This is a genomic window from Pseudomonas sp. LBUM1674 (assembly GCF_059695635.1).
Map to the genome: position 1 here is coordinate 709,334 of NZ_CP166779.1, position 21,595 is coordinate 730,928.

At 59.8% G+C, this 21,595-nt stretch carries 20 protein-coding genes; 9 read left to right on the forward strand and 11 right to left on the reverse strand.

Annotated elements, in window-relative coordinates; all coding sequences use genetic code 11:
* Window positions 1-76: 76 nt before the first annotated feature.
* Together ACA067_RS03220 and ACA067_RS03225 are read right to left on the reverse strand one after the other, a co-directional pair.
* Window positions 77-910: an aldo/keto reductase gene (locus ACA067_RS03220; RefSeq protein ID WP_497460583.1), complete on the reverse strand. Its 834-nt coding sequence runs from the start codon at window positions 908-910 to the stop codon at window positions 77-79.
* Complete coding sequence (locus ACA067_RS03225; protein ID WP_497460584.1) at window positions 894-2,642, reverse strand: FAD-dependent oxidoreductase; 1,749 nt, start codon at window positions 2,640-2,642, stop codon at window positions 894-896. Before ACA067_RS03225 ends, ACA067_RS03220 begins: the two co-directional genes overlap by 17 nt.
* 167 nt (window positions 2,643-2,809) lie before the next feature.
* Here ACA067_RS03225 and ACA067_RS03230 point away from each other — a divergent pair, with 167 nt between their 5' ends.
* The 4 genes from ACA067_RS03230 to ACA067_RS03245 all read left to right on the forward strand — a co-directional run bounded on the left by ACA067_RS03230 (window position 2,810) and on the right by ACA067_RS03245 (window position 6,640).
* The gene (locus ACA067_RS03230) at window positions 2,810-3,586 is read left to right on the forward strand and encodes an IclR family transcriptional regulator (protein WP_497460585.1); all 777 of its coding nucleotides are present in this window, start codon (window positions 2,810-2,812) and stop codon (window positions 3,584-3,586) included.
* A 255-nt stretch (window positions 3,587-3,841) separates the two neighbouring features.
* Window positions 3,842-4,897, forward strand: coding sequence for a Gfo/Idh/MocA family protein (locus ACA067_RS03235; protein ID WP_497460586.1), 1,056 nt, complete (start codon window positions 3,842-3,844; stop codon window positions 4,895-4,897).
* A gap of 2 nt (window positions 4,898-4,899) precedes the next feature.
* On the forward strand, window positions 4,900-5,715 hold the full coding sequence (locus ACA067_RS03240; protein ID WP_497460587.1) for a sugar phosphate isomerase/epimerase family protein: 816 nt from the start codon (window positions 4,900-4,902) through the stop codon (window positions 5,713-5,715).
* Between the two features lie 46 nt (window positions 5,716-5,761).
* Entirely contained in the window at window positions 5,762-6,640 is an 879-nt protein-coding gene (locus ACA067_RS03245; RefSeq protein WP_497460588.1) for a DMT family transporter, read from the forward strand.
* Between the two features lie 135 nt (window positions 6,641-6,775).
* Here ACA067_RS03245 and ACA067_RS03250 read toward each other — a convergent pair whose 3' ends face one another.
* Window positions 6,776-8,110 carry an MFS transporter gene (locus ACA067_RS03250; RefSeq protein WP_497460589.1) on the reverse strand — a complete coding sequence of 445 codons (1,335 nt, stop codon included), beginning with the start codon at window positions 8,108-8,110 and terminating at the stop codon, window positions 6,776-6,778.
* Between the two features lie 632 nt (window positions 8,111-8,742).
* Here ACA067_RS03250 and quiC point away from each other — a divergent pair.
* On the forward strand, window positions 8,743-10,644 hold the full coding sequence (gene quiC / locus ACA067_RS03255; protein WP_497460590.1) for a 3-dehydroshikimate dehydratase QuiC: 1,902 nt from the start codon (window positions 8,743-8,745) through the stop codon (window positions 10,642-10,644).
* 102 nt (window positions 10,645-10,746) lie between these two features.
* Window positions 10,747-11,424 (forward strand): TetR/AcrR family transcriptional regulator, encoded by a 678-nt coding sequence (locus ACA067_RS03260; protein ID WP_497460591.1) that lies wholly within the window; start codon window positions 10,747-10,749, stop codon window positions 11,422-11,424.
* Window positions 11,425-11,527: 103 nt separating this feature from the next.
* Here the strand turns inward: ACA067_RS03260 and ACA067_RS03265 are convergent, their stop codons facing one another.
* From ACA067_RS03265 to ACA067_RS03285, 5 genes are all read right to left on the reverse strand, one after another.
* Window positions 11,528-12,382 carry a shikimate dehydrogenase gene (locus tag ACA067_RS03265; protein ID WP_497460592.1) on the reverse strand — a complete coding sequence of 285 codons (855 nt, stop codon included), beginning with the start codon at window positions 12,380-12,382 and terminating at the stop codon, window positions 11,528-11,530.
* Between the two features lie 5 nt (window positions 12,383-12,387).
* A complete protein-coding gene (gene aroQ, locus ACA067_RS03270; protein ID WP_497460593.1) occupies window positions 12,388-12,828 on the reverse strand; it encodes a type II 3-dehydroquinate dehydratase in 441 nt (146 codons plus the stop codon).
* 341 nt (window positions 12,829-13,169) lie between these two features.
* Complete coding sequence (locus tag ACA067_RS03275) at window positions 13,170-14,081, reverse strand: LysR family transcriptional regulator (protein ID WP_497460594.1); 912 nt, start codon at window positions 14,079-14,081, stop codon at window positions 13,170-13,172.
* A 167-nt stretch (window positions 14,082-14,248) separates the two neighbouring features.
* A complete protein-coding gene (gene trmA / locus ACA067_RS03280) occupies window positions 14,249-15,328 on the reverse strand; it encodes a tRNA (uridine(54)-C5)-methyltransferase TrmA (RefSeq protein WP_497460595.1) in 1,080 nt (359 codons plus the stop codon).
* Window positions 15,325-16,620 (reverse strand): NCS2 family permease, encoded by a 1,296-nt coding sequence (locus ACA067_RS03285; protein ID WP_497460596.1) that lies wholly within the window; start codon window positions 16,618-16,620, stop codon window positions 15,325-15,327. The genes trmA and ACA067_RS03285 overlap by 4 nt, the downstream gene beginning before the upstream one ends.
* A gap of 222 nt (window positions 16,621-16,842) precedes the next feature.
* Here ACA067_RS03285 and ACA067_RS03290 point away from each other — a divergent pair, with 222 nt between their 5' ends.
* Window positions 16,843-17,289: a DUF4879 domain-containing protein gene (locus tag ACA067_RS03290; RefSeq protein WP_497460597.1), complete on the forward strand. Its 447-nt coding sequence runs from the start codon at window positions 16,843-16,845 to the stop codon at window positions 17,287-17,289.
* 54 nt (window positions 17,290-17,343) lie between these two features.
* Window positions 17,344-17,895, forward strand: coding sequence for a DJ-1 family glyoxalase III (locus ACA067_RS03295; RefSeq protein WP_497460598.1), 552 nt, complete (start codon window positions 17,344-17,346; stop codon window positions 17,893-17,895).
* Window positions 17,896-17,901: 6 nt separating this feature from the next.
* On the opposite strand, the gene ACA067_RS03300 is transcribed toward ACA067_RS03295, so the two are convergent.
* From ACA067_RS03300 to ACA067_RS03310, 3 genes are all read right to left on the reverse strand, one after another.
* Window positions 17,902-18,189 carry a HigA family addiction module antitoxin gene (locus ACA067_RS03300; RefSeq protein ID WP_150744330.1) on the reverse strand — a complete coding sequence of 96 codons (288 nt, stop codon included), beginning with the start codon at window positions 18,187-18,189 and terminating at the stop codon, window positions 17,902-17,904.
* 13 nt (window positions 18,190-18,202) lie between these two features.
* Window positions 18,203-18,481, reverse strand: coding sequence for a type II toxin-antitoxin system RelE/ParE family toxin (locus tag ACA067_RS03305; RefSeq protein ID WP_497438764.1), 279 nt, complete (start codon window positions 18,479-18,481; stop codon window positions 18,203-18,205).
* A gap of 74 nt (window positions 18,482-18,555) precedes the next feature.
* Entirely contained in the window at window positions 18,556-19,794 is a 1,239-nt protein-coding gene (locus ACA067_RS03310; RefSeq protein ID WP_497460599.1) for an MFS transporter, read from the reverse strand.
* A 360-nt stretch (window positions 19,795-20,154) separates the two neighbouring features.
* Here ACA067_RS03310 and ACA067_RS03315 point away from each other — a divergent pair, with 360 nt between their 5' ends.
* Window positions 20,155-21,594: a cytochrome ubiquinol oxidase subunit I gene (locus ACA067_RS03315; protein WP_497460600.1), complete on the forward strand. Its 1,440-nt coding sequence runs from the start codon at window positions 20,155-20,157 to the stop codon at window positions 21,592-21,594.
* Window position 21,595 lies beyond the last annotated feature (1 nt).

A 21,595-nucleotide genomic window follows, 5' to 3' on the forward strand; every position in this document is an offset into this window, starting at 1 on the left:
TGGGTGAAATGTGTAAGGATTGGTAAGACCATAGTCGTCGCGACGGTGTCGCGGGCCGAAAGTGGCCATTTCACGTTTACTGGTCGAAGGCGTCCCACGCTGGCGCAAAGTCCGGGTTGACCTGGCGTTCGCGCTTGGACAGGCCGGCGATCAACGCTCGATCCTGATCATCCAGATTGACTTCGAGCGCTGCCAGGTTGGCCAATTGATTGGCCTCGCTGCTGGCTTTTGGAATAGCGGCCACGTTCGATTGATCAAGCAGCCATTTGAGCGCCACCTGAGCCGGCAGAACCCCGTGCTTGGCGGCGATCTGCTGGATCTGCGCAATCTCCGACACCTTGTTGCGTGCCAGTGGGCTGTAGGCCGTCAGCGCCAGGTCATGTTGGCGGGCGTAGTCCAGCAGAGCGTTTTGTCCGAGCAGTACGTGGTATTCGACCTGGATGGCTGACAGCGGTGCGCCGAGTTCTTCGACAACTTTGCGCAGCAGCGGCAGCGGAAAATTCGCCACGCCGATGTTACGCGCCAGCCTTTGCTCCTTGAACGACACCAGGGTCTCGATCGTACGTGGCAGGTCCCAGTCGGTGGTCGGCCAGTGGATCATGAACAGGTCGACATAATCGCTGCGCAAGGCCTTGAGACTTCGGTCCATGGAATGGCGCATGGCGTCGGGATGCAGCTGGTCCCACCAGACTTTGGTGGTGACGTGGATCTGATCGCGAGGCGTAGGACTGTTCACCAGCGCTTGACCGACAGCGTCTTCATTGTTGTAGGCCGCAGCGGTGTCGATATGCCGATAACCCAAGGCAAGGGCCTGTTCCACGGCGCTGGTGCATTCCTCGCCAAGCATCGGCCAGGTACCCAGGCCGAGTTTTGGCATGTTCAAACCCTGGGCGTTAACGATGTGCTGCATGGTCGATCTCCTGTTCGTCAGCTGTAATGCCTGCGATATGTCGTGCGGCGATGTAGCCGAACGTCAATGCCGGGCCGAGATTAATGCCGCCGGCGGGGTAGTGCCCACCCATGATGCTGGCCATGTCGCCACCCGCTGCGTATAGCCCGGCGATGACCTGACCGGATTCGCCGAGGACCTGGGCGTGTTCGTTGACCTTCAGGCCGGCAAAGGTGCCGAAGCAGCCGGGCTGGACCTTCACGGCATAGAACGGGCCTTGTTCGATCGGTGCGATGCAAGGGTTGGGGTGCTGCAGCGCATCCCCCTGCTTGCGGTTGTAGGGTGTCGAACCGCGACCGAACGAGGGATCCTCACCGTTGCGCGCGTGGCGGTTGTATTCCGCCACGGTGCTGCGCAGGCCGTTCGGGTCGATGCCGCAGGCCCGCGCCAATTCCTCCAGGGTCTTGCCGGTTTTCAGATAGCCGCTGCGGATAAAGGGCGACAGAGGCACCGGAAAAGGCCGGGAAATTCCGAGGCCATAGCGCCGCTGAAAACCATGGCTGCAGATCAACCAGGAGGCGACTTCCTCGCCCTGCGGTGCGGCGGCGACCATGGCCGTCACGTAGTCGTAGTAGCCGTTGGCTTCGTTGACGAAGCGCTGGCCATTGCTCAATACCCCGATGATTCCCGGTTTACCGCGCTCGATGATGTGCGGGAAGTGGCCGATGCTGCCGTCTTTGTGCGGTACTTGCGAAACCGGTGCCCAGGCTACGGGCGATGCCATGTTGGTGTTGACCCGGGCGCCGGCGCTTTCGCCCAGGCGCAGACCATCGCCACTGACGCTTAAGGGCGGCAGTGCCAAGTGTTCATGACCTGTGGGTGTGCGAGGGAACAATGCCTTGCGCCGCTCGATGTCATTGGCGAAACCACCGGCGGCGAGCACCACTGCCTTGCGCGCATGGATGCGGATCTTGCCCTTGGTGGTACTGATCACCGCGCCCCGGACCTGATCGCCCTGTTGCAACAACTCGGTCACGGGCGCCGATTCCCAGAGCAATACGCCAAGGTCTTCGGCGGACTTTGCCAGCCGAGCCACCAGCGCCACGCCGTTGACCAGTTGCATCGCCCGGCCATGCAAGGCGAGGTCGAGCAGGTGACGGGTAAAGCGCCGGGTCACATGCCCGGCTGCCGACAGCGAGCGTGTGAGGTTGAGAAATGCGCCAAGGTCCGCGCCCGCCATGATCGGCATGCCCATGAACGAAGTTTCGCGCATGGTTTTGCGCAGACGCTTGAGCAGCTTGCCGACTTTTCGTCCGTCATAAGGCGCCGCGATCACCGAGCGCCCGCCGGTGCCTGCTCCCGGGGTGTCGCCATGAATGTCGGCAATCGCGTTGCCGTCGGCGAATTGCAACGAGGTGTGCTGTTCGAAGAACGCGACCATTCGCGGGCCGGCCTCGAGGAACGCATTGATCATCGCTGGCTCGTAACGCTCGCCCAGTTCATGTTTCAGATAGGTGCGCGGTTGCTCGACGTCTTCGACGATACCCGCGCGACGGGCCAGGGGGTTGCACGGTATCCATGCCCAACCACCGGACCAGGCCGTGGCGCCGCCAAACACCGAATCCTTCTCGACCACAATGACTTTCAGGCCATGCCACGCAGCAGTGACTGCAGTAGACAGTCCGGCGGCACCGGAGCCAATGATCAGCACGTCGCAGTCAATATCCGGAGCGTTGTGTGGTTCGGCAGGCATATTTGAAACTCATGTTTTTAGAATTTGATTCCAGAAAATATATGAGCATGATCTGACTCGGCAACCATCGACCGGTGCAAAGCGGGCGGTTATCGGACAGCGGGTTCCAGATTTCGTATTAGGCAGTTTGTCTTTTAGAATCGGACACATTTTGCGGGGAGCCTCTCATGGCCGGCAGTCAGATCGAACGTGTTTTCAGTGTGCTGGAAAGCCTCACCAGCGACCCTCGCGGTCTGCCGATGCAAACGCTGGCAGAGCAACTGGATATTCCCAAAAGCGCGACCCATCGCCTGCTCGCCGAACTGATTCGGCTGGGCTACGTACGGCAGAATCCGGAAAATTTGCGCTATCACCTGTCCACCAAGCTGGTGGCCATGGGGTTCCGTTACCTGTCGAGCAGCGGCGCCGATATCGTGCAGCCGGTGCTCGATCGCCTGGCTCGGGAAACCGGTGAGCTGGTGCGTCTCGGGGTGATCGAAGGCGAGCGACAGACGTGGATCGCCAAATCCCAGGGGGCCCGCTCCGGTCTGCGTTACGACCCGGATATGGGCCGTGACGCGCCGCTGTTTTATACCGCTTCGGGGCATGCGTGGCTGGCGAGCATGAGCGATGCCGAAGCCTTGTCGCTGGTGGAGCGCCAGGGCAGTGACCGCCCGAAAGACCTGGGGCCGAATGCCCCGCGCTCCAACATCGAGTTGCTGGAACGGCTGCGTCTGGCGCGGGAACAGGGTTACGCCTGGGTCGAGGAGAGTTCGGCGGTGGGGACTTCGGCGATTGCGGCGGTGGTACGGCACCAGGGTGATGGCCGGGTGATCGGAGTACTCAGTATCGCCGGCCCGAGCGCGCGGATGCCGGGGGCGAGGTTGCATGAGTTGGCGCCGTTGTTGTTGAAGTACACCGAGGAGTTGTCCGCGGCGAGTCAGGCTTCGGAGTTGTTCAGTTAATCCTTGTGGGAGCGGCGGTGCGACGATTCGACTTGCTCGTGAATGCGCAGTGGCAGTCAACATATTCCTTGACTGTCAGATCGCCTTCGCGAGCAAGTCGAATCGTCGCACCGCCGCTCCCACACTAGATCTTCGAACGTCCCAAAATGTGCGTTGTTCGCACACTTTTATGGTTTATCTGTGTAAGAATCTGGAACCTGGTTCTAAATTGTTGAAAGTCATTCCTTCCAACAATAAGCACAAGAGGACCCTCCCTTGAACTCGCCCCTTCGTATTGCCCTGATCGGCGCTGGCAACATGGGCCAACAGCATTACCTGCATTTGAAAGCCCTGACCGAAGCAACCTTGTGTGCAGTGGCCGACCCCGGGTCACAGGCGGCGGCTCTTGCGGCGCAATGGGGCGTGGCATATTTCGCCGAACACCGTCAGATGCTGGAGCAGGTGCAGCCGGACGCAGTGATTGTTGCCAACCCGAACACCCTGCACGTCAGCACCGCACTGGATTGCCTCGCGGCTGGCGTGCCGGTGCTGCTGGAAAAACCGGTGGGCGTACACATGGACGAAGTTCGCCAGCTGGTGAACGCTTCGAAAGCCACGGGCGTGCCGGTGTTGGTGGGGCATCATCGCCGCCACAATCCACTGATCGTCCGTGCTCACGAACTGATCCAGAGTGGCGCCTTGGGTCGATTGACCACGGTCACGGCGCTCTGGCAGTTGCGCAAACCCGACAGTTATTTCGAGACGGCCTGGCGCCGCGAACCCGGTGCGGGAATGTTGCTGACCAACCTGATTCACGATCTCGATTTGCTCCGGCACCTGTGCGGCGAAGTGCGGCAAGTGCAGGCAATCACCAGCAATGCGGTGCGCGGCTTTGCCAACGAAGATTGCGCGGCGGTACTGCTGCAATTCGACAGTGGCGCACTGGGGAGCCTGACCGGTTCCGATGCGGTGGCGGCCCCCTGGAGTTGGGAGCTGGATTCCGGGGAGAACCCGGTATATCCGCGTCAGGCCGATCAGCCCTGTTATTTGTTGGCCGGGACGGGCGGGGCATTGAGCATTCCGCAACTCAAGCGCTGGCACTACGCTGATATTGACGGAGGGTGGCATCAACCGTTGTTGCTGGAGCGGGAAGGTTTCAGTGCCGATGAGGCGTTGCGTTTGCAGTTGCAACATTTCGTGCGCGTTGTTCGTCGGGAGGTCGAGCCATTGGTGAGCGTCGCCGATGCTGCCCGTACGCTGGCACTGATTGACGCGATTCGCGAAGCCGCCGAAACCGGTCGCGCCTGCGCCCCTTCATTGATCGAGGATTGAACATGAGTGAACGGATTCTTTCCCTGGCGAGTCTGACGGTACTGGAGTTGTCACCGCCAGAAATGGTCGAGGTCGCGGCGCGAGCAGGCTACAGTCATGTCGGGCTACGGCTGGTACCGGCGACACCTGAAGAACATCACTTTGCGCTGGTCGTCGATGATGATTTGCGGCGCAGGACGTTGGAGCGTTTGCGCGATACCGGCGTTCGTGTGCTGGATGTGGAAATCCTGCGGCTCAAGCCGGACACGGTCGTCGCTGGTTTCGAGAAGATTCTGGCCGTAGGCGCCGAGTTCGGTGCGACTGAATTACTGGTGGCGGGTAACGATTCTGACGAGCAGCGGCTCACCGAAAACTTCGCAAGACTCTGTGATCTGGCGGCACCTTACGGCCTTCATCCACACCTGGAATTCATGCCCTGGACCGATGCACGCAATCTCGAACAAGCGGTGCGTATCGTCGAAAATGCCGATCGAGCAAACGGCGGGGTGTTGGTGGACGCGTTCCATTTCGACCGTTCGCAGTCGCGGCTGGAAGACCTGGCCAGGGTTGCCCCGTCACGGTTACGGTATGCCCAGTTGTGCGACGTCGCGGGGCCGCGGCCGACGGACATGACGGAAATTCTGCGCCAGGCACGTAATGAGCGGCGCTTCCCGGGGGAGGGCGATTGTGATCTGGCGGGGTTGTTGCAGTGTCTACCCGTCAATGTTCCGTTGAGCCTTGAGATACCTACCCTGAAGTTGATGGAGCAAGGTGTGAGTGGGTTGCAACGGGCGCAGATGGCGTTGGATAAAACCCGTGAATTGATGGCGCGGCTGTAAGCGGTACTGTGCACCTGTCGCTTTTGACTTTAAGTAAGGAAACCCAATGACCCTCAGCACCCCGCTTTCCGGCGTCAATCAGCCCTTCAAGGGGATCATGCTGATCGTTGTCGCGACCTTTCTGTTTTCCAGCCATGACGCGTTGTCGAAATTTCTTTCAGGGTTCTACCCGATCATCATGGTGGTCTGGGCCCGATACCTGGTTCACACTTTGTTGATGGCCGGGATTTTTCTGCCGCAATCCGGGCTGAGTGTCCTGCGGACCAGGCGGCCGTTGCTGCAGTTGCTCAGGGCGTTATGCCTGCTGGGCACCAGTTTGTTTTTCACCACCGGTTTGCAGTACATCCCGTTGGCCGAAGCCACGGCAGTCAACTTCCTTGCCCCGGTCCTGGTGACCGCACTGTCGGTGCCGTTGTTGGGCGAGCGCGTCACCCGTGGCCAATGGATCGCGGTGATTTGCGGATTTATCGGTGTAGTGATCATTGTCCACCCCGGCGGCGACCTGTTCACGCCAGCCGTGTTGTTGCCGCTCTGCTCGGCACTGTTTTTCTGCTTCTATCAATTGCTCACCCGCAAGCTCAGTAATATCGACAGCCCGACCACCAGCAACTTCTTTGCCGGCCTGTGCAACACCTTGGTGATGAGCGCGCTGGTGCCGTTCTTCTGGCAAGTGCCCAGCCTTGGGCATGGTTTCATGATGGTGGCGCTGGGGGCTTGCGGGATGACGGCGCACCTGTTTTTGACCCAGGCTTTTCGTCACGCTGCACCCGCTCTGCTGGCGCCGTTCGGCTATTGTCAGATTGTCTTTGCCGGTCTGCTGGGCTGGTTGCTGTTTGCCCACACGCCGACCCTGACCACAGTGGTCGGGATCGCGGTGATTTGCTGCAGCGGGTTGGCGGCGGCCTGGCAACAAAGCCGTCGGTAAAAACGGTGAACGACCTGTGGGAGCGAGACCGGCTTGCCGGCGAATGGCGATGTATCAGTCAACATCCATGTTGAATGACAGTCCGCCTTCGCCGGCAAGCCGGTCTCGCTCCCACAGGGGATTGCGTCGGGGGTATCAGTCGATAACGGTAGGAATCTTGCGCGGTGCCATGAAGTACATCCAGATCAGCGCGATGAAGTACATCGCCGGAATCATGGTGAACAGCACGGTGTAATTGTTGTTGGTGATGGTCAGGATGTGTCCGACCAACTGGGTCATGAACATCCCGCCGATGGCAGCGCACATGCCGCCGAAACCGAACACCGTACTCATCATGTGCTTGGGCGTGTAGTCCATCACCAGGCTCCAGATGTTCGCAGTCCAGGCCTGGTGCGCACCGATGGCCAGGGAAATGGCGGCCACGGCAACCCACAGATTGCTCGAGCCTGCCGCCATGATCACGCCGATGATGCAGCAGGCGAACAGGAACATGGACATCAGTCGCGCCTTGATCGGGTTCATTCCGCGGCCGATCAGGAACGAGGACAGGATCCCGCCGCCGACGCTGCCGAAGTCGGCCGTCAGGTAGATGATGATCAGCGGAATACCCATCTGGGTCACGTTGATCCCCAGGTTGTATTGCTGATTGAGGAACGGTGGCAGCCAGTAGAGGTAGAACCAGAACACCGGTGCGGTCATCGAGTAGGCGAGGGCGAAGGCCCAGGTGCCACGCATGCGCAGGATTGTCGAGAACGGCACGCGGGTCTGTTCCGGTTCGACTTCATTCTGGATGTAGTCCAGTTCCGATTGTTTAACGCTTGGGTGATCCTCCGGGTTGAAGTATTTCAAGCCCCAGAACAGCAACCAGATCCCGCCCAGTGCCGACATGCACAGGAACGCTGCCTGCCAGCCCCACACGTGGAGGATCAGCGGCAGCAGCATCGGCGTGAACATCGCACCGACGTTGGTGCCGGCATTGAAGATGCCGGTGGCCACGGCACGTTCACCGGCCGGGAACCACAACCGCGTGGTTTTCACGCAGGCCGGGTAGTTGGCGGCTTCGGTCAGGCCCAGGATGAAGCGGCAGACCATGAAACCGACCGCCGATGTGGCCAGGCCGTGGGCGCCCGTGGCCAGGCTCCAGAGCAGTACCGCGCAGAAGAACACGCGTTTCACGCCGACCCGGTCGATCAACCGGCCTTGCAGCACGAAACCGATGGCGTAACCGACCTGGAACCAGAAGTTGATATTGGCGTAGTCCATCGCCGTCCAGCTCATTTCCTTGGCCAGGATCGGCTGCATCACGCCCAGTGCGGCGCGGTCGATGTAGTTCAGGGTGGTGGCGAAAAACACCAGCGCCAGCATGCCCCAACGGGTTTTGCCGACCGCCATGGCGCCGCGGATCTTGTCGCCGATGCCGCCGGCGGTGCCGATGGCCGGAGCCATGCGTGAACTCTGAGAAGGAATCATCTGTGCCATCCGTTCAATGACTGACAAGCGAAGCTCGTCGGGACTTCAAGGGCGCGTGATCAATCGATGGCGATAGACGCGGGGATTGATCGGCTGAGGTGCTTTGGTCAGCTGACGAAAGCGCGTTATTCAGCGAGCGGCACGGTTCGGCCTGAGGCGCGAGACGTTCGGATGGACGCCAGGCAGGGCGTGTGAGGATTGGAGCGAGGGAGCAAGGCGTTGAATGAGTGCATGAGCGTGTACCCGTTTTTTGAAATTTTTATGTGGTGTTCAGGGTCTTTTGTTTACCGAGACCGGGTTCATGACCGGACTCAATGTGATGTCGATGTTGCGCATTGGGCAAAAAATCGTCAATTCGCTAACAGCCATTGTGTTCGATAATCGCACGGAAAACTAACTAGGTAGTACGCTTTGAATTGCTGTGTGAGACCACCAGGCCAATAATTCACCTCAAGACAAAACGCTATCCCCTGTAGGAGCTGCCGGAGGCTGCGATCTTTTGATCTTCAGCGATAGGTCAGGGGCCAAGATCAAGATCAAGATCAAGATCAAAAGATCGCAGCCTTCGGCAGCTCCTACATCAAGCGTGTGATGCCTCTAACAATATTGCCTCCACCACCGGGAGTCGAAATATGCAGCGTTCCATTGCCACCGTGTCCTTGAGCGGTACCTTGCCGGAAAAACTCGAAGCCATTGCCGCCGCCGGTTTTGATGGAGTGGAGATTTTCGAGAACGACCTTCTCTACTACGACGGCAGCCCGCGGGAAATCAGACAGATGTGCGCCGATCTCGGGATCGCCATCACCCTGTTCCAACCCTTCCGGGACTTCGAAGGCTGCCGCCGCGACCGTCTGCCACGGAACCTGGAACGGGCCGAGCGCAAGTTCGACCTGATGCAGGAACTGGGTACCGACCTGGTGCTGGTGTGCAGCAACGCCTCGGCCGACGCCATCGGTGATGAACAGATTCTCGTCGATGACTTGCGCCTGCTGGCTGAACACGCCGGCGCCCGTGGCCTGCGGATCGGTTACGAAGCGCTGGCCTGGGGCCGGCATGTGAACACTTGGCAACAGGTGTGGAACATCGTCCGTCAGGCGGACCACCCGAGTCTGGGCGTGTTGCTGGACAGCTTTCACACACTGTCGCTCAGGGGCGATCCGAGCGCCATCGCCGACATTCCCGGCGACAAGATTTTCTTTGTGCAAATGGCTGACGCACCGATCCTGGCCATGGACGTGCTGGAGTGGAGCCGGCATTTCCGTTGTTTCCCGGGCCAGGGTGAATTCGATTTGCCAGGTTTCCTCGCTCCGATCATCAAGAGTGGCTACACCGGGCCGTTGTCGCTGGAGATCTTCAACGATGGTTTTCGTGCGGCTCCGCCTCGGGCCAACGCCGCCGACGGTCTGCGTTCCTTGCTGTACCTGGAGGAGAAAACCCGCGAGCGTCTGGCGCAGGAAGCCCAACCCCCGGCCAACCTCGATATCCTGTTCGAGACACCCACAGCCTGCGAATACAACGGCGTCGAATTTCTCGAGTTCGCCGTGGACGAAAGCCTTGGCGCCAAGCTATCCCATTGGCTGGAGCGACTCGGTTTCGTCAAGGCCGGGCAACACCGCTCCAAGAGTGTGAGCCTGTTGCGCCAGGGCGATATCAACCTGATCCTCAACTCCGAGCCTTACTCGTTTGCCCACAGCTTTTTCGAAGCTCATGGACCCTCGCTGTGCGCCACCGCTGTGCGCGTCAAGGACAGCGCCAGCGCGCTGGCCCGGGCCGTGGCTTACAAAGGTCAGCCGTACCGCGGACTGGTCGGCCCCAACGAACTGGAGCTGGCCGCCGTACGCGCGCCGGATGGGAGTCTGATTTACCTGGTAGACCAGGACGCCGACGTTTATGGCACCGATTTCAATCTGCAGCCAACAGCCGTGGCCAGTGGCGGTCTCAAGCGCATCGACCACATGGCCATGGCGTTGCCGGCCGACAGCCTCGACAGTTGGGTGCTGTTCTACAAGAGCCTGCTGGATTTCGAAGCGGATGATGAAGTGGTGCTGCCCGACCCGTATGGCTTGGTGAAGAGCCGGGCGTTGCGCAGCCGCTGCAGCTCGATCCGCTTGCCGCTGAATATTTCCGAGAACCGCAACACCGCGATTTCACACGCGCTGTCGAGTTATCGCGGCTCTGGCGTGCATCACATCGCGTTTGATTGCGACAATATCTTTGCCGAGATCAGTCGTGCGAAAGAGGCAGGCGTACCGCTGCTGGATATCCCCCTCAATTATTACGATGACCTGGCTGCGCGCTTCGATTTCGACGACGAGTTCCTCAGCGAGCTGGCGTATTACAACGTGCTTTACGATCGCGATGCCCAGGGTGGTGAGCTGTTCCATGTGTACACCGAACCGTTTGAAGGACGGTTCTTCTTTGAAATCATCCAGCGCAAGAATGGCTACGCCGGTTACGGTGCGGCCAACGTGGCGGTTCGGCTGGCAGCCATGGCTAAATCGCGCAGTGGTGCCATTCGTCAGGCAAAGTTGTAGGAAATTCGTAAACGCGGGGTTAAACCGCTGCCGCGCGGCTTCCTTCACTGTGCGGCGCGGCCCATAATCGCCAGCCTGTGCAGTGATGGCCGTGAGCCCGCAATGACAATAACTTCAGAACTCTCAGCAGCGCCCGACGAACCAATTGCAGAGCCTCGCAAGAGTCGCAAGAACAATCCGGAAAAGACTCGCGAGAATATTCTGCAAGAAGCCATTGTAGAGTTCGTCCAGCAGGGGCTTTCCGGCGCTCGCGTCGATGCGATCGCCGAGCGCATCCACACCTCCAAGCGCATGATCTATTACTACTTCGGCAGTAAGGAACAGCTCTACGTCGAGGTGTTGGAGAAGCTCTACGGCGATATTCGCAGTACCGAGAACCGTCTGCACCTGGCTGAGCTGGCGCCGGTGGAGGCGATTCGGCGGCTGGTCGAGTTCACCTTCGATCACCATGACCGCAACGTCGATTTCGTGCGTATCGTCAGCATCGAGAACATTCACAACGCCGACTATGTGAAGCGCTCCGATGCGATCAAGGCGATGAACAACACCATCCTCGATTCACTGGGCGAGATCTTGCGTCGCGGGGCCGAGCAGGGCGTGTTCCGTGCAGGGCTCGAGCCGTTGGATGTGCACCTGCTGATCAGTTCGTTCTGCTTTTATCGCGTGTCGAACCGCCATACCTTCGGTGAGATTTTTCAGATCGACTTGCCGGACGAAAGCATCAAGCAGCGTCATCGGGAGATGATCTGCGAGTCGGTTTTGCGATACCTGCAGGCCTGATCGATTTTAAAAGATCGTCCGAACGCGGCCCGAACCTTCGGGAGCTCCTACAGGAGTACGCGTAACAATGTAGGAGCTGCCGCAGGCCGCGATCTTTTGATCTTCAACCATTCATGCTCTGAAAATGCGCCAGCATCCGCTGCGCATCCGGCACTACGCCGCTGAACAATTCAAACGCCTTCACCGCCTGAAACACCGCCATGTTGCCGCCATCCAGTGTCCGGCTACCCAAGGCACGGGCGTTGCGCAGCAGTTCGGTTTCCAACGGGAAGTAAACGATCTCCGCCACCCACAGCTCACCTCGCAACAGCTCCACAGGCACCGGCGTGCCCGGCAGTTTTTTCATGCCCATGGGCGTGGTGTTCACCAGACCGTCGGCCTGGGCCAGGGTGCCCGGCAGATCATGCCCGGCGACCGCGCGACCAGCGCCGAAGTGTTGATTGAGGTTGTTCGCCAGCGACTGCGCGCGGCGAGTATCCACATCAAAAATGCTGAGCAGCTGTACGCCTTCGCTCAATAACGCATGGGCCACCGCTGCGCCTGCACCACCTGCGCCCATTTGCACCACGCGTTCAAGGGCAACGCCCTGCAAGCCACGGCGAAAACCTTCGGCAAAGCCCAGGCAATCGGTGTTGTGGCCAATGCGTTTGCCGTCCTTGAGTACCACTGTATTGACTGCACCGATGCCGCGGGCTTCCGGCGACAGTTCGTCGAGCAGCGGGATGATTGCCTGTTTGCACGGAAAAGTGATGTTCAGTCCGGTGAAATTCATTCGCTCGGCTGCCAACAACAGGTCGGGCAAGGCACTGCTGTCGAGTTTCAACGGATCGAGATCGATCAGGCGATAGAGATAGCGCAAACCCTGGGCATCGCCTTCATGCTCGTGCAGTGCCGGGGTGCGGGAAGCCTGGATGCCGGCACCGATCAGTCCGGCCAGTACGGTATTGTTCTGGTTCATGGCGTTCACCCCTTCAACCGCAGGCTGAAATGTTCCAGCGCCAGCCGATAACCGTGGCTGCCGAAACCGGCCATTACTGCGGTGGCAATGGCTGAAACTAAGCTGTGGTGCCGGAATGGCTCGCGGGCATGGACGTTGGAGAGGTGGACTTCGATCACCGGCAGTTCGCTGGCGACCAGGGCATCGCGGATCGCAACCGAGGTGTGTGTCCAGGCAGCCGGGTTGATGACGATTCCAGCGCAACGGCCGCGGGCGGCGTGAATCCAGTCGAGCAGTTCGCCTTCGTGATTGGTCTGGCGAAACTCCACCGCCAGTCCGAACTCTTGGGCCGCACGTGCGCACAATGCCGAAACGTCGGCCAGGGTTTCGTGACCGTATGTGGCCGGTTCACGGGTACCGAGCAGGTTCAGGTTGGGGCCGTTGAGCACCAGGACGATAGGGGGCATCGGTTGTCTCCACTTATTATTTTTGGAATCGGCCGAGGGTTCCGGCCTGTGGAGATAAAATGTACTGAATGGTTAATTTGGTCAATTGAAGAGGGGGTGCAGCGTTTTTTTGTGTGCGGTGATCGGACATACGCAAAAGATCGCAGCCTGCGGCAGCTCCTACATTTGGAATGCATTCTCGTGTAGGAGCTGGCTTGTCGGATCGCCGCACCGCAGCGAAGACGTCCGTTCAGCGATAATTATGTTGACTGACCCGCCGCTTTCGCTGGCAAGTCGGATCGCCGCACCGCAGCTCCTACAGGTCTTGCGCGAGACCTCAATCCCGAACACCCTGCGATCTTTCAGCGCGGAAGATGCTCGACCAGAAAATCGATGAAAGCCCGCAGTCGCAACGGCACATGACGACTTTGCGGATAGAGCAGGGTGAATGGCCGTGAGCGCCCGCCATAAGGCTTGAGCACTTCCACCAGCGAACCATCGGCCAGTTCGTTTTCGACAATGAAGCGATAAGTCTGAAACAGCCCCGCCCCATGCTTGGCCAGGGTCACGCCACCGAGCACGTCGTCGGAACAACTGAGGCTGCCCTCGGCAAGAATCTCTCGCTGCACGCCATCGTCGTTGAACAACCAGGCAATGCGCCGACCGCTGCTGGGCAGTTCGTACTGAATGCATTCATGCTGTGGGAGGTCGTCCAGGGTTTGCGGGATGCCGGCACGTTTCAGGTAGTCGGGACTGGCGATCATCACCAACGCTGCGTCTTCCAGGTGCCGGGCGATGAGGCCGGAATCCGGAATCGCCCGCACGCGAATGGCCATGTCATAGCCTTCACCAACAAAATCGATGTTGCGATTGCTGATGTGCGACTCGACTTTCACCGCCGGGAAGCGTTCCCGAAACGCTGGCAGCAACGGCAGGATGCGGTGATGGGCATACGTGGTGGGGATACTGATGCGCAAGGTGCCGGAAGGCTCCTGCTGCTGGCCCATGACCTCGCGCTGGGCCTCGACCAGTTGCGCCAGCGCCTGGCGACACTCTTCGTAATACCGCCGGCCACTGTCGGTCAGTTTTACGCTGCGGGTGGTGCGCGCGAACAGCCGCACGCCCAGGCGTTCTTCCATGCGCGACACCGATCGGCTCACGGCTGCCGGTGTCACGCCGGCCACCAGCGCGGCAGCGGTGAAGCTACCGGCCTCGGCGGCCAGGCAAAACAGCTCGATGCTGCCCAACTGAAGATCGTCGAACTGTCGCTGCATGATTGATTACACCGGGGATCAAATGGAGTGGTTGATTCTGTATTTATCAAATTCCGCCACACAAATACAGGGCGTCTGGATTGGCAGCCGGTTCGGGCAAATCGGCGCTTTGAATGGCCACAAAAAAGCCGTCGTGATGACGGCTGATTCGTAGGCGGCAATTGCGATCAACGACGGGTCAACAACACCCCGGATTCCATGTGATGGGTCCACGGAAACTGATCGAACATCGCGCAGCGAGTGATGCGATGGGTGTCGTGCAGTTGGGCGATGTTGGCCGCCAGCGTTTGCGGATTGCAGGAAATATACAGAATGTTGTCAAAGCGCCGGGTCAGTTCGCAGGTGTCCGGATCCATGCCCGCACGAGGCGGGTCGACGAAGACGCTACCGAATTCGTAGCTTTTCAAATCGATGCCGTGCAGGCGACGGAACGGGCGCACTTCGTTCAACGCCTCGGTCAGTTCCTCGGCGGACAGGCGCACCAGGGTGACGTTATCCACCGCGTTATCGCTGAGATTGCTCAGTGCCGCATTGACCGAAGACTTGCTGATTTCGGTGGCCAACACTTTGCGTACGCGGGTCGCGAGCGGCAGGGTGAAGTTGCCGTTGCCGCAGTACAGCTCCAGCAAATCGTCAGATCGATCGCCCAGCGCATCGTAAGCCCAGTTGAGCATCTTCTGGTTCACCGTGCCGTTGGGCTGGGTAAACGCACCTTCCGGCTGGCGGTAGCTGAACGTGCGGCCGCCGACCTCCAGTTCCTCGATCACGTAATCATGACCGATGACTTCGCGCTTGCCCTTGGAGCGGCCGATGACGCTGACATTCAGCTCCGCTGCCAGTTTCGAGGCGGCTGCGTGCCAATGCTCGTCCAGCGGACGGTGGTAGCACAGCGTGATCATTGCATCGCCGGCCAAGGTGGTCAGGAACTCCACCTGGAACAGCTTGTGACTCAGGGCTGCACTGGCCTGCCAAGCCGCTTTGAGCTGCGGCATCAGTTGATTGATGCGCAGGCTGGCGATCGGAAACTCTTCGATCAGGATTGGCGTGCGTTTGTCTTCCTGGGAAAACATCGCGTAGTGACGTTCGCCGGCTTCGCGCCACAGGCGAAATTCTGCGCGCAGGCGGAAGTTCTTCAGCGGCGAGTCGAACACGGCAGGTTCTGGCGCATCGAACGGGGCCAGGAGATCACGCAGGCGCGTGACCTTTTCTTCGAGCTGAACGGCGTAAGCCTGGGTATCAAAAGTCATGCGTTGAACCAACCCAACTTGATCACGAACAGAATCGACAGGATCACCAGCGCAGAATTCAATTCACGGCCGCGACCGGACAGCAGCTTGATCGCGGTCCAGGAAATGAAACCGAAGGCGATGCCATTGGCGATGGAATAAGTGAATGGCATGGCCAGGGCGGTGACCACGACCGGTGCAGCAACGGTGATGTCCTCCCAGTCTATTTCGGCCAGGCCGGATGTCATCAGTACCGCGACGAACAGCAGGGCAGGTGCCGTGGCGAATGCCGGAACGCTGGCGGCCAATGGCGAGAAAAACAACGCCAGCAGAAACAGAATCGCCACTACGACAGCGGTCAGGCCGGTGCGGCCACCGGCACTCACGCCGGCGGCGGACTCGATGTAACTGGTCGTCGTTGAAGTCCCCAGCAAGGAACCGGCCATGGCCGCCGTACTGTCGGCGATCAGGGCGCGACCCATTTTTGGCATGTGGCCATCCTTGCTCATCAGGCCGGCGCGCTTGGCAACACCAATCAGGGTGCCGGAGTTATCGAACAGGTCGACGAACAGGAACGCGAAAATCACGCTGACCAGGCCGATGTCCAGTGCGCCTTTGATGTCCAGTTGCAGGAAGGTCGGCGCCAGCGACGGTGGCATCGACATGACGCCGCCGAACGGGGTGAAACCCATGGCGATAGAGGTGATGGTCACCGCTAGAATGCCGATCAGCACGGCGCCGCGGACCTTCAGGGCTTCGAGGGCGACGATCAGGGCAAAGCCCAGGGTGGCGAGGATCGGTGCCGGTTGCTTGAGGTCGCCGAGGCCGACCATCGTCGCCGGGTTGCTAACCACGATGCCGGCGTTGTGCAGGGCAATCAGCGCCAGGAACAGGCCGATACCGGCAGCAATGGCAGAACGCAGCGGCAAGGGGATGCTGTTGATGATCCACTCCCGGATACGGAAGATCGACAACAGGAAAAACAGCACGGCCGAGATGAACACCGCACCCAGTGCCACTTGCCAGGTGTGGCCCATGTGCAGGACGACGGTATAGGTGAAGAAGGCGTTCAAGCCCATGCCCGGCGCGAGGGCGATCGGGTAGTTGGCGATCAGGCCCATCACGGTGGAGCCGATGGCGGCTGCCAGGCAGGTCGCGACAAACACCGCCCCCTTGTCCATGCCGGTCTCGCCGAGGATGCTCGGGTTGACGAACAGAATGTAGGCCATGGCCAAAAAGGTCGTGACGCCCGCCAGAATCTCGGTTCGCACGTTGGTGTTGTGTGCCTTGAGTTGAAACAGCCTTTCCAGCATGTCTGCTCCCCGTGGCGCGCCAGGCGCCGTGAATGTATCGACTTCAACAGCAAAGCACAGACCACCGCAGGCGCCCGGTAATTTGCTGTAGGTCGGAAAAAGCCGCGCATCATACCAGCAGTGTGGGGTTATGACTGCTTATGGCTGCGATCGTCGTCGATGTTTTGCGCTAAAGCCAAGTGAGCCATACTGCGCGCTGGTTTGGGGGGACTTATGTATTGCATGAGAAAAGGGCTGGTTGTCGGATCCGGACTATGGATGGCCCTGTTTTCGGGGGCGCAAATCGCCTCGGCTGCCTCGGCGCCGCCGTTGAGCCAGGTGAAGGTGCTCAAGGTCGAGTCACCGGGCTGTGGTTTTGAAAGCATTGCACAGGGACAGGAGCAGACACGCTGCAATCACAGTGGCGCGAACATCAGAGTCTACGTGCTGGAAGTCGGCTACGGTCGTGGGGCGCATGTCGGGCTGGACGGTTTCGAGGTGAACGGTACCCGGACCCCGATCTGTGCTTTTGAGAATGGCAACCTGACTGAATGCACTGTAGGGAAAAAAACCGTCGGCTATTTGTATGTCTTCGATCTGGCAGGTAAACAGGAGGGAGCGTTCACCTTCAGCAATACCTCGATCAACGCCCCAGGCAACACCTTGTCGACGCAGCTTTACATCAAGTAGCGGCAAGCCGGGAAAGCTGGCTACGCTTTAAGGATCATTCAGCGGACTGCGCCCATGACCTTTAGAGCTCTGATTACCCTCGCCGAGGGCATCGATGACCTGCAAGCAGTGACCCTGATCGATGTGCTGCGCCGTGCCAAAGTGGAAGTGGTGGTGGCCAGCATCGAGGGGCGGCGCATGCTCACCTGTGCCCGTGGCACCCGAGTGACGTCCGATGCGATGCTGGTGGACTTGCTGGCCCAGCCGTTCGACCTGATCGTCCTCCCCGGTGGGGCCGTGGGTGCGCAACATCTGGCGGCGCATCAACCCTTGCAACAATTGGTCAAGGATCAGGCGGCGGCCGGGCGCCTGTTCGCCGGCATCGCCGAGGCCCCGGCGCTTGCGCTGCAAGCCTTTGGCGTACTGCGCCAGCGGCGTATGACCTGCCTGCCATCGGCCAGCCATCAACTGTTGGGCTGCAACTTCGTCGACCAGCCGGTGGTCGTCGACGGCAACTGCATCACCGCCCAGGGCTCGGGCGCCGCACTGGTGTTTGCGCTGACGTTGGTGGAACAACTCTGCGGCAAGGCCACGCGGACCAAGGTGGCGGTGGAGTTGGTGGTTTAGCGGTTGTCAGGCGTGGACCGCAATGGGTTGGATCACTGGTTGCTCACGATGCTCCGCTTGCCAGAGATCGTAGTCGGTTTGAACCCCCAGCCACATGCGTGCCTTGCCAATTCCGGCCCGCTCCAGACGTACTGCCAGATCCGGACTGATCGGTGCGTGGCCATGCAGTACCCGTGATAGATGCGGGCGCGCAAACCCCAGGTGCCGGGCCAGCTCTGTGACGCTGATGCCCAGCTCGGGCAATATATCCGTCAATAGTGTTTCGCCAGGGTGTGGCGGGTTGTGCATGGGCATGTCCTGCCTCCTGTCAGTGGTAGTCCAGGTAGTCGACCAGCTCGATATCCGAACCTGTAAAACGAAAAATGACGCGCCAGTTTCCTGAAACGCTCAGGGACCAGTACTCAGCCAGTTCTCCCCTCAGAGGATGCAGCCGCCATCCTGGAAGATCGAGGTCACCAGGCATTTCTGCGCGATCCATAAACTGCAGCATGCGAGCCAGACGCTTCGCATGATCTGCTCGAATCCCCCGAGTCGAACCGGTTTCATAGAAGCCGCGAAGGCCTTTGTGCTGAAAGGATTTGATCATGGATCGAGTGTAAGGCGATACATTACACTTGATGCACTATCTTTGTATTGCCAAATTTGTGTTTGGCAACTGCTTCAGGCTTGGACTTCTTCCGCCGGCACATGCATGCGGTCACGGCTGGCCAGGCTCGGGAACAGTTTGATCCAGACCCCGGTCACCACCAGCGTGCCGATGCCGCCCATGACCACCGCCGGCACAGTGCCGAACCAATGGGCGGTCAGGCCGGATTCAAACTCGCCCAATTGGTTCGAGGCGCCGATGAACAGACCGTTCACGGCGCTGACCCGGCCGCGCATTTCGTCCGGGGTTTCCAGTTGCACGAACGAGGCACGGATCACCATGCTGATCATGTCCGCGGCGCCCAACACCACCAGTACGGCGAGGGAAAACCAGAAGGAGGTCGACAGGCCGAACGCAATAGTCGCCACGCCAAAGACGCCCACCGCGGTGAACATCACTCGCCCGACCTTGCGATCCACGGAAAACCGCGCCAGCCAAAGCGACATCAGCAACGCCCCCACCGCCGGGGCCGAACGCAACAGGCCCAGGCCCCAAGGGCCCGTCAACAGAATGTCCTTGGCGAACACGGGCAGCAACGCCGTCGCGCCACCGAGCAGGACCGCAAACAGATCCAGGGAAATCGCCCCGAGGATATCCGGACGGCTACGAATGAAGCGGATGCCGGCCAGCAACGAATCCAGGGTGGCCTTGCCCTTATTCAGCGGTGTCTGCCTGCCGGGCAGGTTGAGCATCAGTACACAGGCGATGACGTAGAGGATCACGGTCGGGCCATACACCCAGACACTGCCGAAGGCGTAGAGCAAGCCGCCGAGGGCCGGGGCGACGATGGTCGCCGATTGTTGGGCTGACTGAGCGGCGGCGACGGCACGGGGAAACAGCGCACTGGGCACGATACTCGGCAGCAGGGCCTGGGTGGTCGGCATTTCGAAGGAACGTGCGGCACCCAGCAGGAACGCGAGGATGAAGATCATTTCCCGGGTGACATGGTCGGTCGCACTGCCGATGGCCAGTGACAGGGCAATCAGGGCTTGCAGGGATTGGCAGATTGCCGCGACCTTGCGCCGGTCATAACGGTCCGCGACATGCCCGGTGTGCAGCATGAACAGCACCCGCGGGGCAAATTCCACCAGGCCGACCAGGCCCAGGTCGAGCACATTGCCGGTCAGCTGATACAGGTTCCAGCCGATGGCCACGGTGAGCATCTGAAAGCCGCTGGCGGTAAATACCCGAGCCAGCCAGAACGCGATGAAAGGGCGATGATGACGTAACAGCAAGGGGGCTTGGCTGGGCATCGGAGGGCAAATCTGCGCAAAGGGAAGGGCGAGATTATCACCAACCTGTAACCAGAAGTTGCAGCGGTGGGGAATTTAGTTAGCTAGACACCGATATGCCTGGCCGCCATCGGTGAGGCAACCTGTCACGCGGCAAAAGACCACACCGTCCATCGCCGAAAACCGGACTACTCTTTTACCCATGCTTGATCCAGATCAAGACCCTTGGTGGAAATGATCCGGCGGCCAGATGGCCAGACTCCCTACGTTGTGATGTTTGCAAAAAAAGAACGAATTCGAATTCGCCACACTCCATATCCGTGGGGGCAGTGGGTGCAGGCCGCAGGCCTTCAGCCGGTATCACCTGACAGAGGAAGACTTATGTTCGGTTTGGAGGCACTTGATCTCGCCCGAATTCAATTCGCATTCACTATCTCGTTCCACATTCTGTTCCCGGCCATCACCATCGGCCTGGCGAGTTACCTGGCGGTGCTCGAAGGGCTGTGGCTGAAGACGAACAACGACACTTACCGCGATCTGTACCATTTCTGGTCGAAGATCTTTGCCGTCAACTTCGGCATGGGCGTGGTCTCCGGGCTGGTCATGGCCTACCAGTTCGGCACCAACTGGAGCCGCTTCTCGGACTTCGCCGGTTCTGTGACCGGGCCGCTGCTGACGTATGAAGTACTGACAGCGTTTTTCCTCGAAGCCGGTTTCCTCGGGGTCATGCTGTTCGGCTGGAACAAGGTCGGGCGAAATCTGCACTTCTTCGCCACGGTGATGGTCGCCATCGGCACCCTGATCTCGACCTTCTGGATTCTCGCTTCCAACAGCTGGATGCAAACCCCGCAAGGCTACGAAATCGTCAACGGCCAAGTGATTCCCGTCGACTGGCTGGCAGTGATCTTCAACCCGTCGTTTCCTTACCGCCTGTTGCACATGTCGACGGCGGCGTTCGTTGCGACCGCGTTCTTTGTCGGTTCCTCGGCGGCCTGGCACTTGTTGCGCGGCAAGGACAACCCGGCGATCCGCACCATGCTCTCGATGGCGATGTGGATGGCCTTGATCGTGGCGCCGATCCAAGCCGTCATCGGTGACTTCCACGGTCTCAATACCCTCAAGCATCAGCCGGCGAAAATCGCCGCGATTGAAGGCCATTGGGAGAACCACGGCGATGAACCGACCCCGCTGATCCTGTTCGGTTGGCCGGACATGAAAGAAGAGCGGACCAAATTTGCGGTCGAGATTCCTTACCTGGGCAGCCTGATTCTCACGCACTCGCTGGACAAACAGGTGCCGGCGCTCAAGGAGTTCCCACCTGAAGACCGGCCGAATTCGACCATCGTGTTCTGGTCGTTCCGGGTCATGGTGGGACTGGGCATGCTGATGATCTTTACCGGGCTGTGGAGCCTGTGGCTGCGCAAAAGCGACAAGCTGTACACCTCGCGGCCGTTCCTGTATCTGGCGTTGTGGATGGGCCCGTCCGGCCTGATCGCGATCCTCGCCGGTTGGTTCACCACTGAGATCGGTCGTCAGCCGTGGGTGGTCTACGGCCTGATGCGCACGGCGGATGCATCCTCCAATCACAGTTTCATGCAGATGAGCATCACGCTGGTCCTGTTCGTGGTGGTGTATTTCGCGCTGTTCGGTGCCGGTCTGGGCTACATGATGCGCCTGGTGCGCAAAGGGCCGAAGATCGACGAAGGAGCGGAAACGCCCGAGGGTGGTCCTGGCAAGAAACGCACACCGGCTCGTCCGCTTTCCGCTGCCGACGATGACGCCGACGCTGATAGCAGCCCCAGCCTGACCAAGGAGATTTGAG

Bases quoted from the DNA above. Each gene is read 5' to 3' on its own strand.
- ACA067_RS03220 (WP_497460583.1), bottom strand. From the start codon at position 910: ATGCAGCACATCGTTAACGCCCAGGGTTTGAACATGCCAAAACTCGGC.
- ACA067_RS03225 (WP_497460584.1), bottom strand. From the start codon at position 2,642: ATGCCTGCCGAACCACACAACGCTCCGGATATTGACTGCGACGTGCTG.
- ACA067_RS03230 (WP_497460585.1), top strand. From the start codon at position 2,810: ATGGCCGGCAGTCAGATCGAACGTGTTTTCAGTGTGCTGGAAAGCCTC.
- ACA067_RS03240 (WP_497460587.1), top strand. From the start codon at position 4,900: ATGAGTGAACGGATTCTTTCCCTGGCGAGTCTGACGGTACTGGAGTTG.
- ACA067_RS03245 (WP_497460588.1), top strand. From the start codon at position 5,762: ATGACCCTCAGCACCCCGCTTTCCGGCGTCAATCAGCCCTTCAAGGGG.
- ACA067_RS03250 (WP_497460589.1), bottom strand. From the start codon at position 8,110: ATGATTCCTTCTCAGAGTTCACGCATGGCTCCGGCCATCGGCACCGCC.
- quiC (WP_497460590.1), top strand. From the start codon at position 8,743: ATGCAGCGTTCCATTGCCACCGTGTCCTTGAGCGGTACCTTGCCGGAA.
- ACA067_RS03260 (WP_497460591.1), top strand. From the start codon at position 10,747: ATGACAATAACTTCAGAACTCTCAGCAGCGCCCGACGAACCAATTGCA.
- ACA067_RS03265 (WP_497460592.1), bottom strand. From the start codon at position 12,382: ATGAACCAGAACAATACCGTACTGGCCGGACTGATCGGTGCCGGCATC.
- aroQ (WP_497460593.1), bottom strand. From the start codon at position 12,828: ATGCCCCCTATCGTCCTGGTGCTCAACGGCCCCAACCTGAACCTGCTC.
- ACA067_RS03275 (WP_497460594.1), bottom strand. From the start codon at position 14,081: ATGCAGCGACAGTTCGACGATCTTCAGTTGGGCAGCATCGAGCTGTTT.
- trmA (WP_497460595.1), bottom strand. From the start codon at position 15,328: ATGACTTTTGATACCCAGGCTTACGCCGTTCAGCTCGAAGAAAAGGTC.
- ACA067_RS03285 (WP_497460596.1), bottom strand. From the start codon at position 16,620: ATGCTGGAAAGGCTGTTTCAACTCAAGGCACACAACACCAACGTGCGA.
- ACA067_RS03290 (WP_497460597.1), top strand. From the start codon at position 16,843: ATGAGAAAAGGGCTGGTTGTCGGATCCGGACTATGGATGGCCCTGTTT.
- ACA067_RS03295 (WP_497460598.1), top strand. From the start codon at position 17,344: ATGACCTTTAGAGCTCTGATTACCCTCGCCGAGGGCATCGATGACCTG.
- ACA067_RS03300 (WP_150744330.1), bottom strand. From the start codon at position 18,189: ATGCCCATGCACAACCCGCCACACCCTGGCGAAACACTATTGACGGAT.
- ACA067_RS03305 (WP_497438764.1), bottom strand. From the start codon at position 18,481: ATGATCAAATCCTTTCAGCACAAAGGCCTTCGCGGCTTCTATGAAACC.
- ACA067_RS03310 (WP_497460599.1), bottom strand. From the start codon at position 19,794: ATGCCCAGCCAAGCCCCCTTGCTGTTACGTCATCATCGCCCTTTCATC.
- ACA067_RS03315 (WP_497460600.1), top strand. From the start codon at position 20,155: ATGTTCGGTTTGGAGGCACTTGATCTCGCCCGAATTCAATTCGCATTC.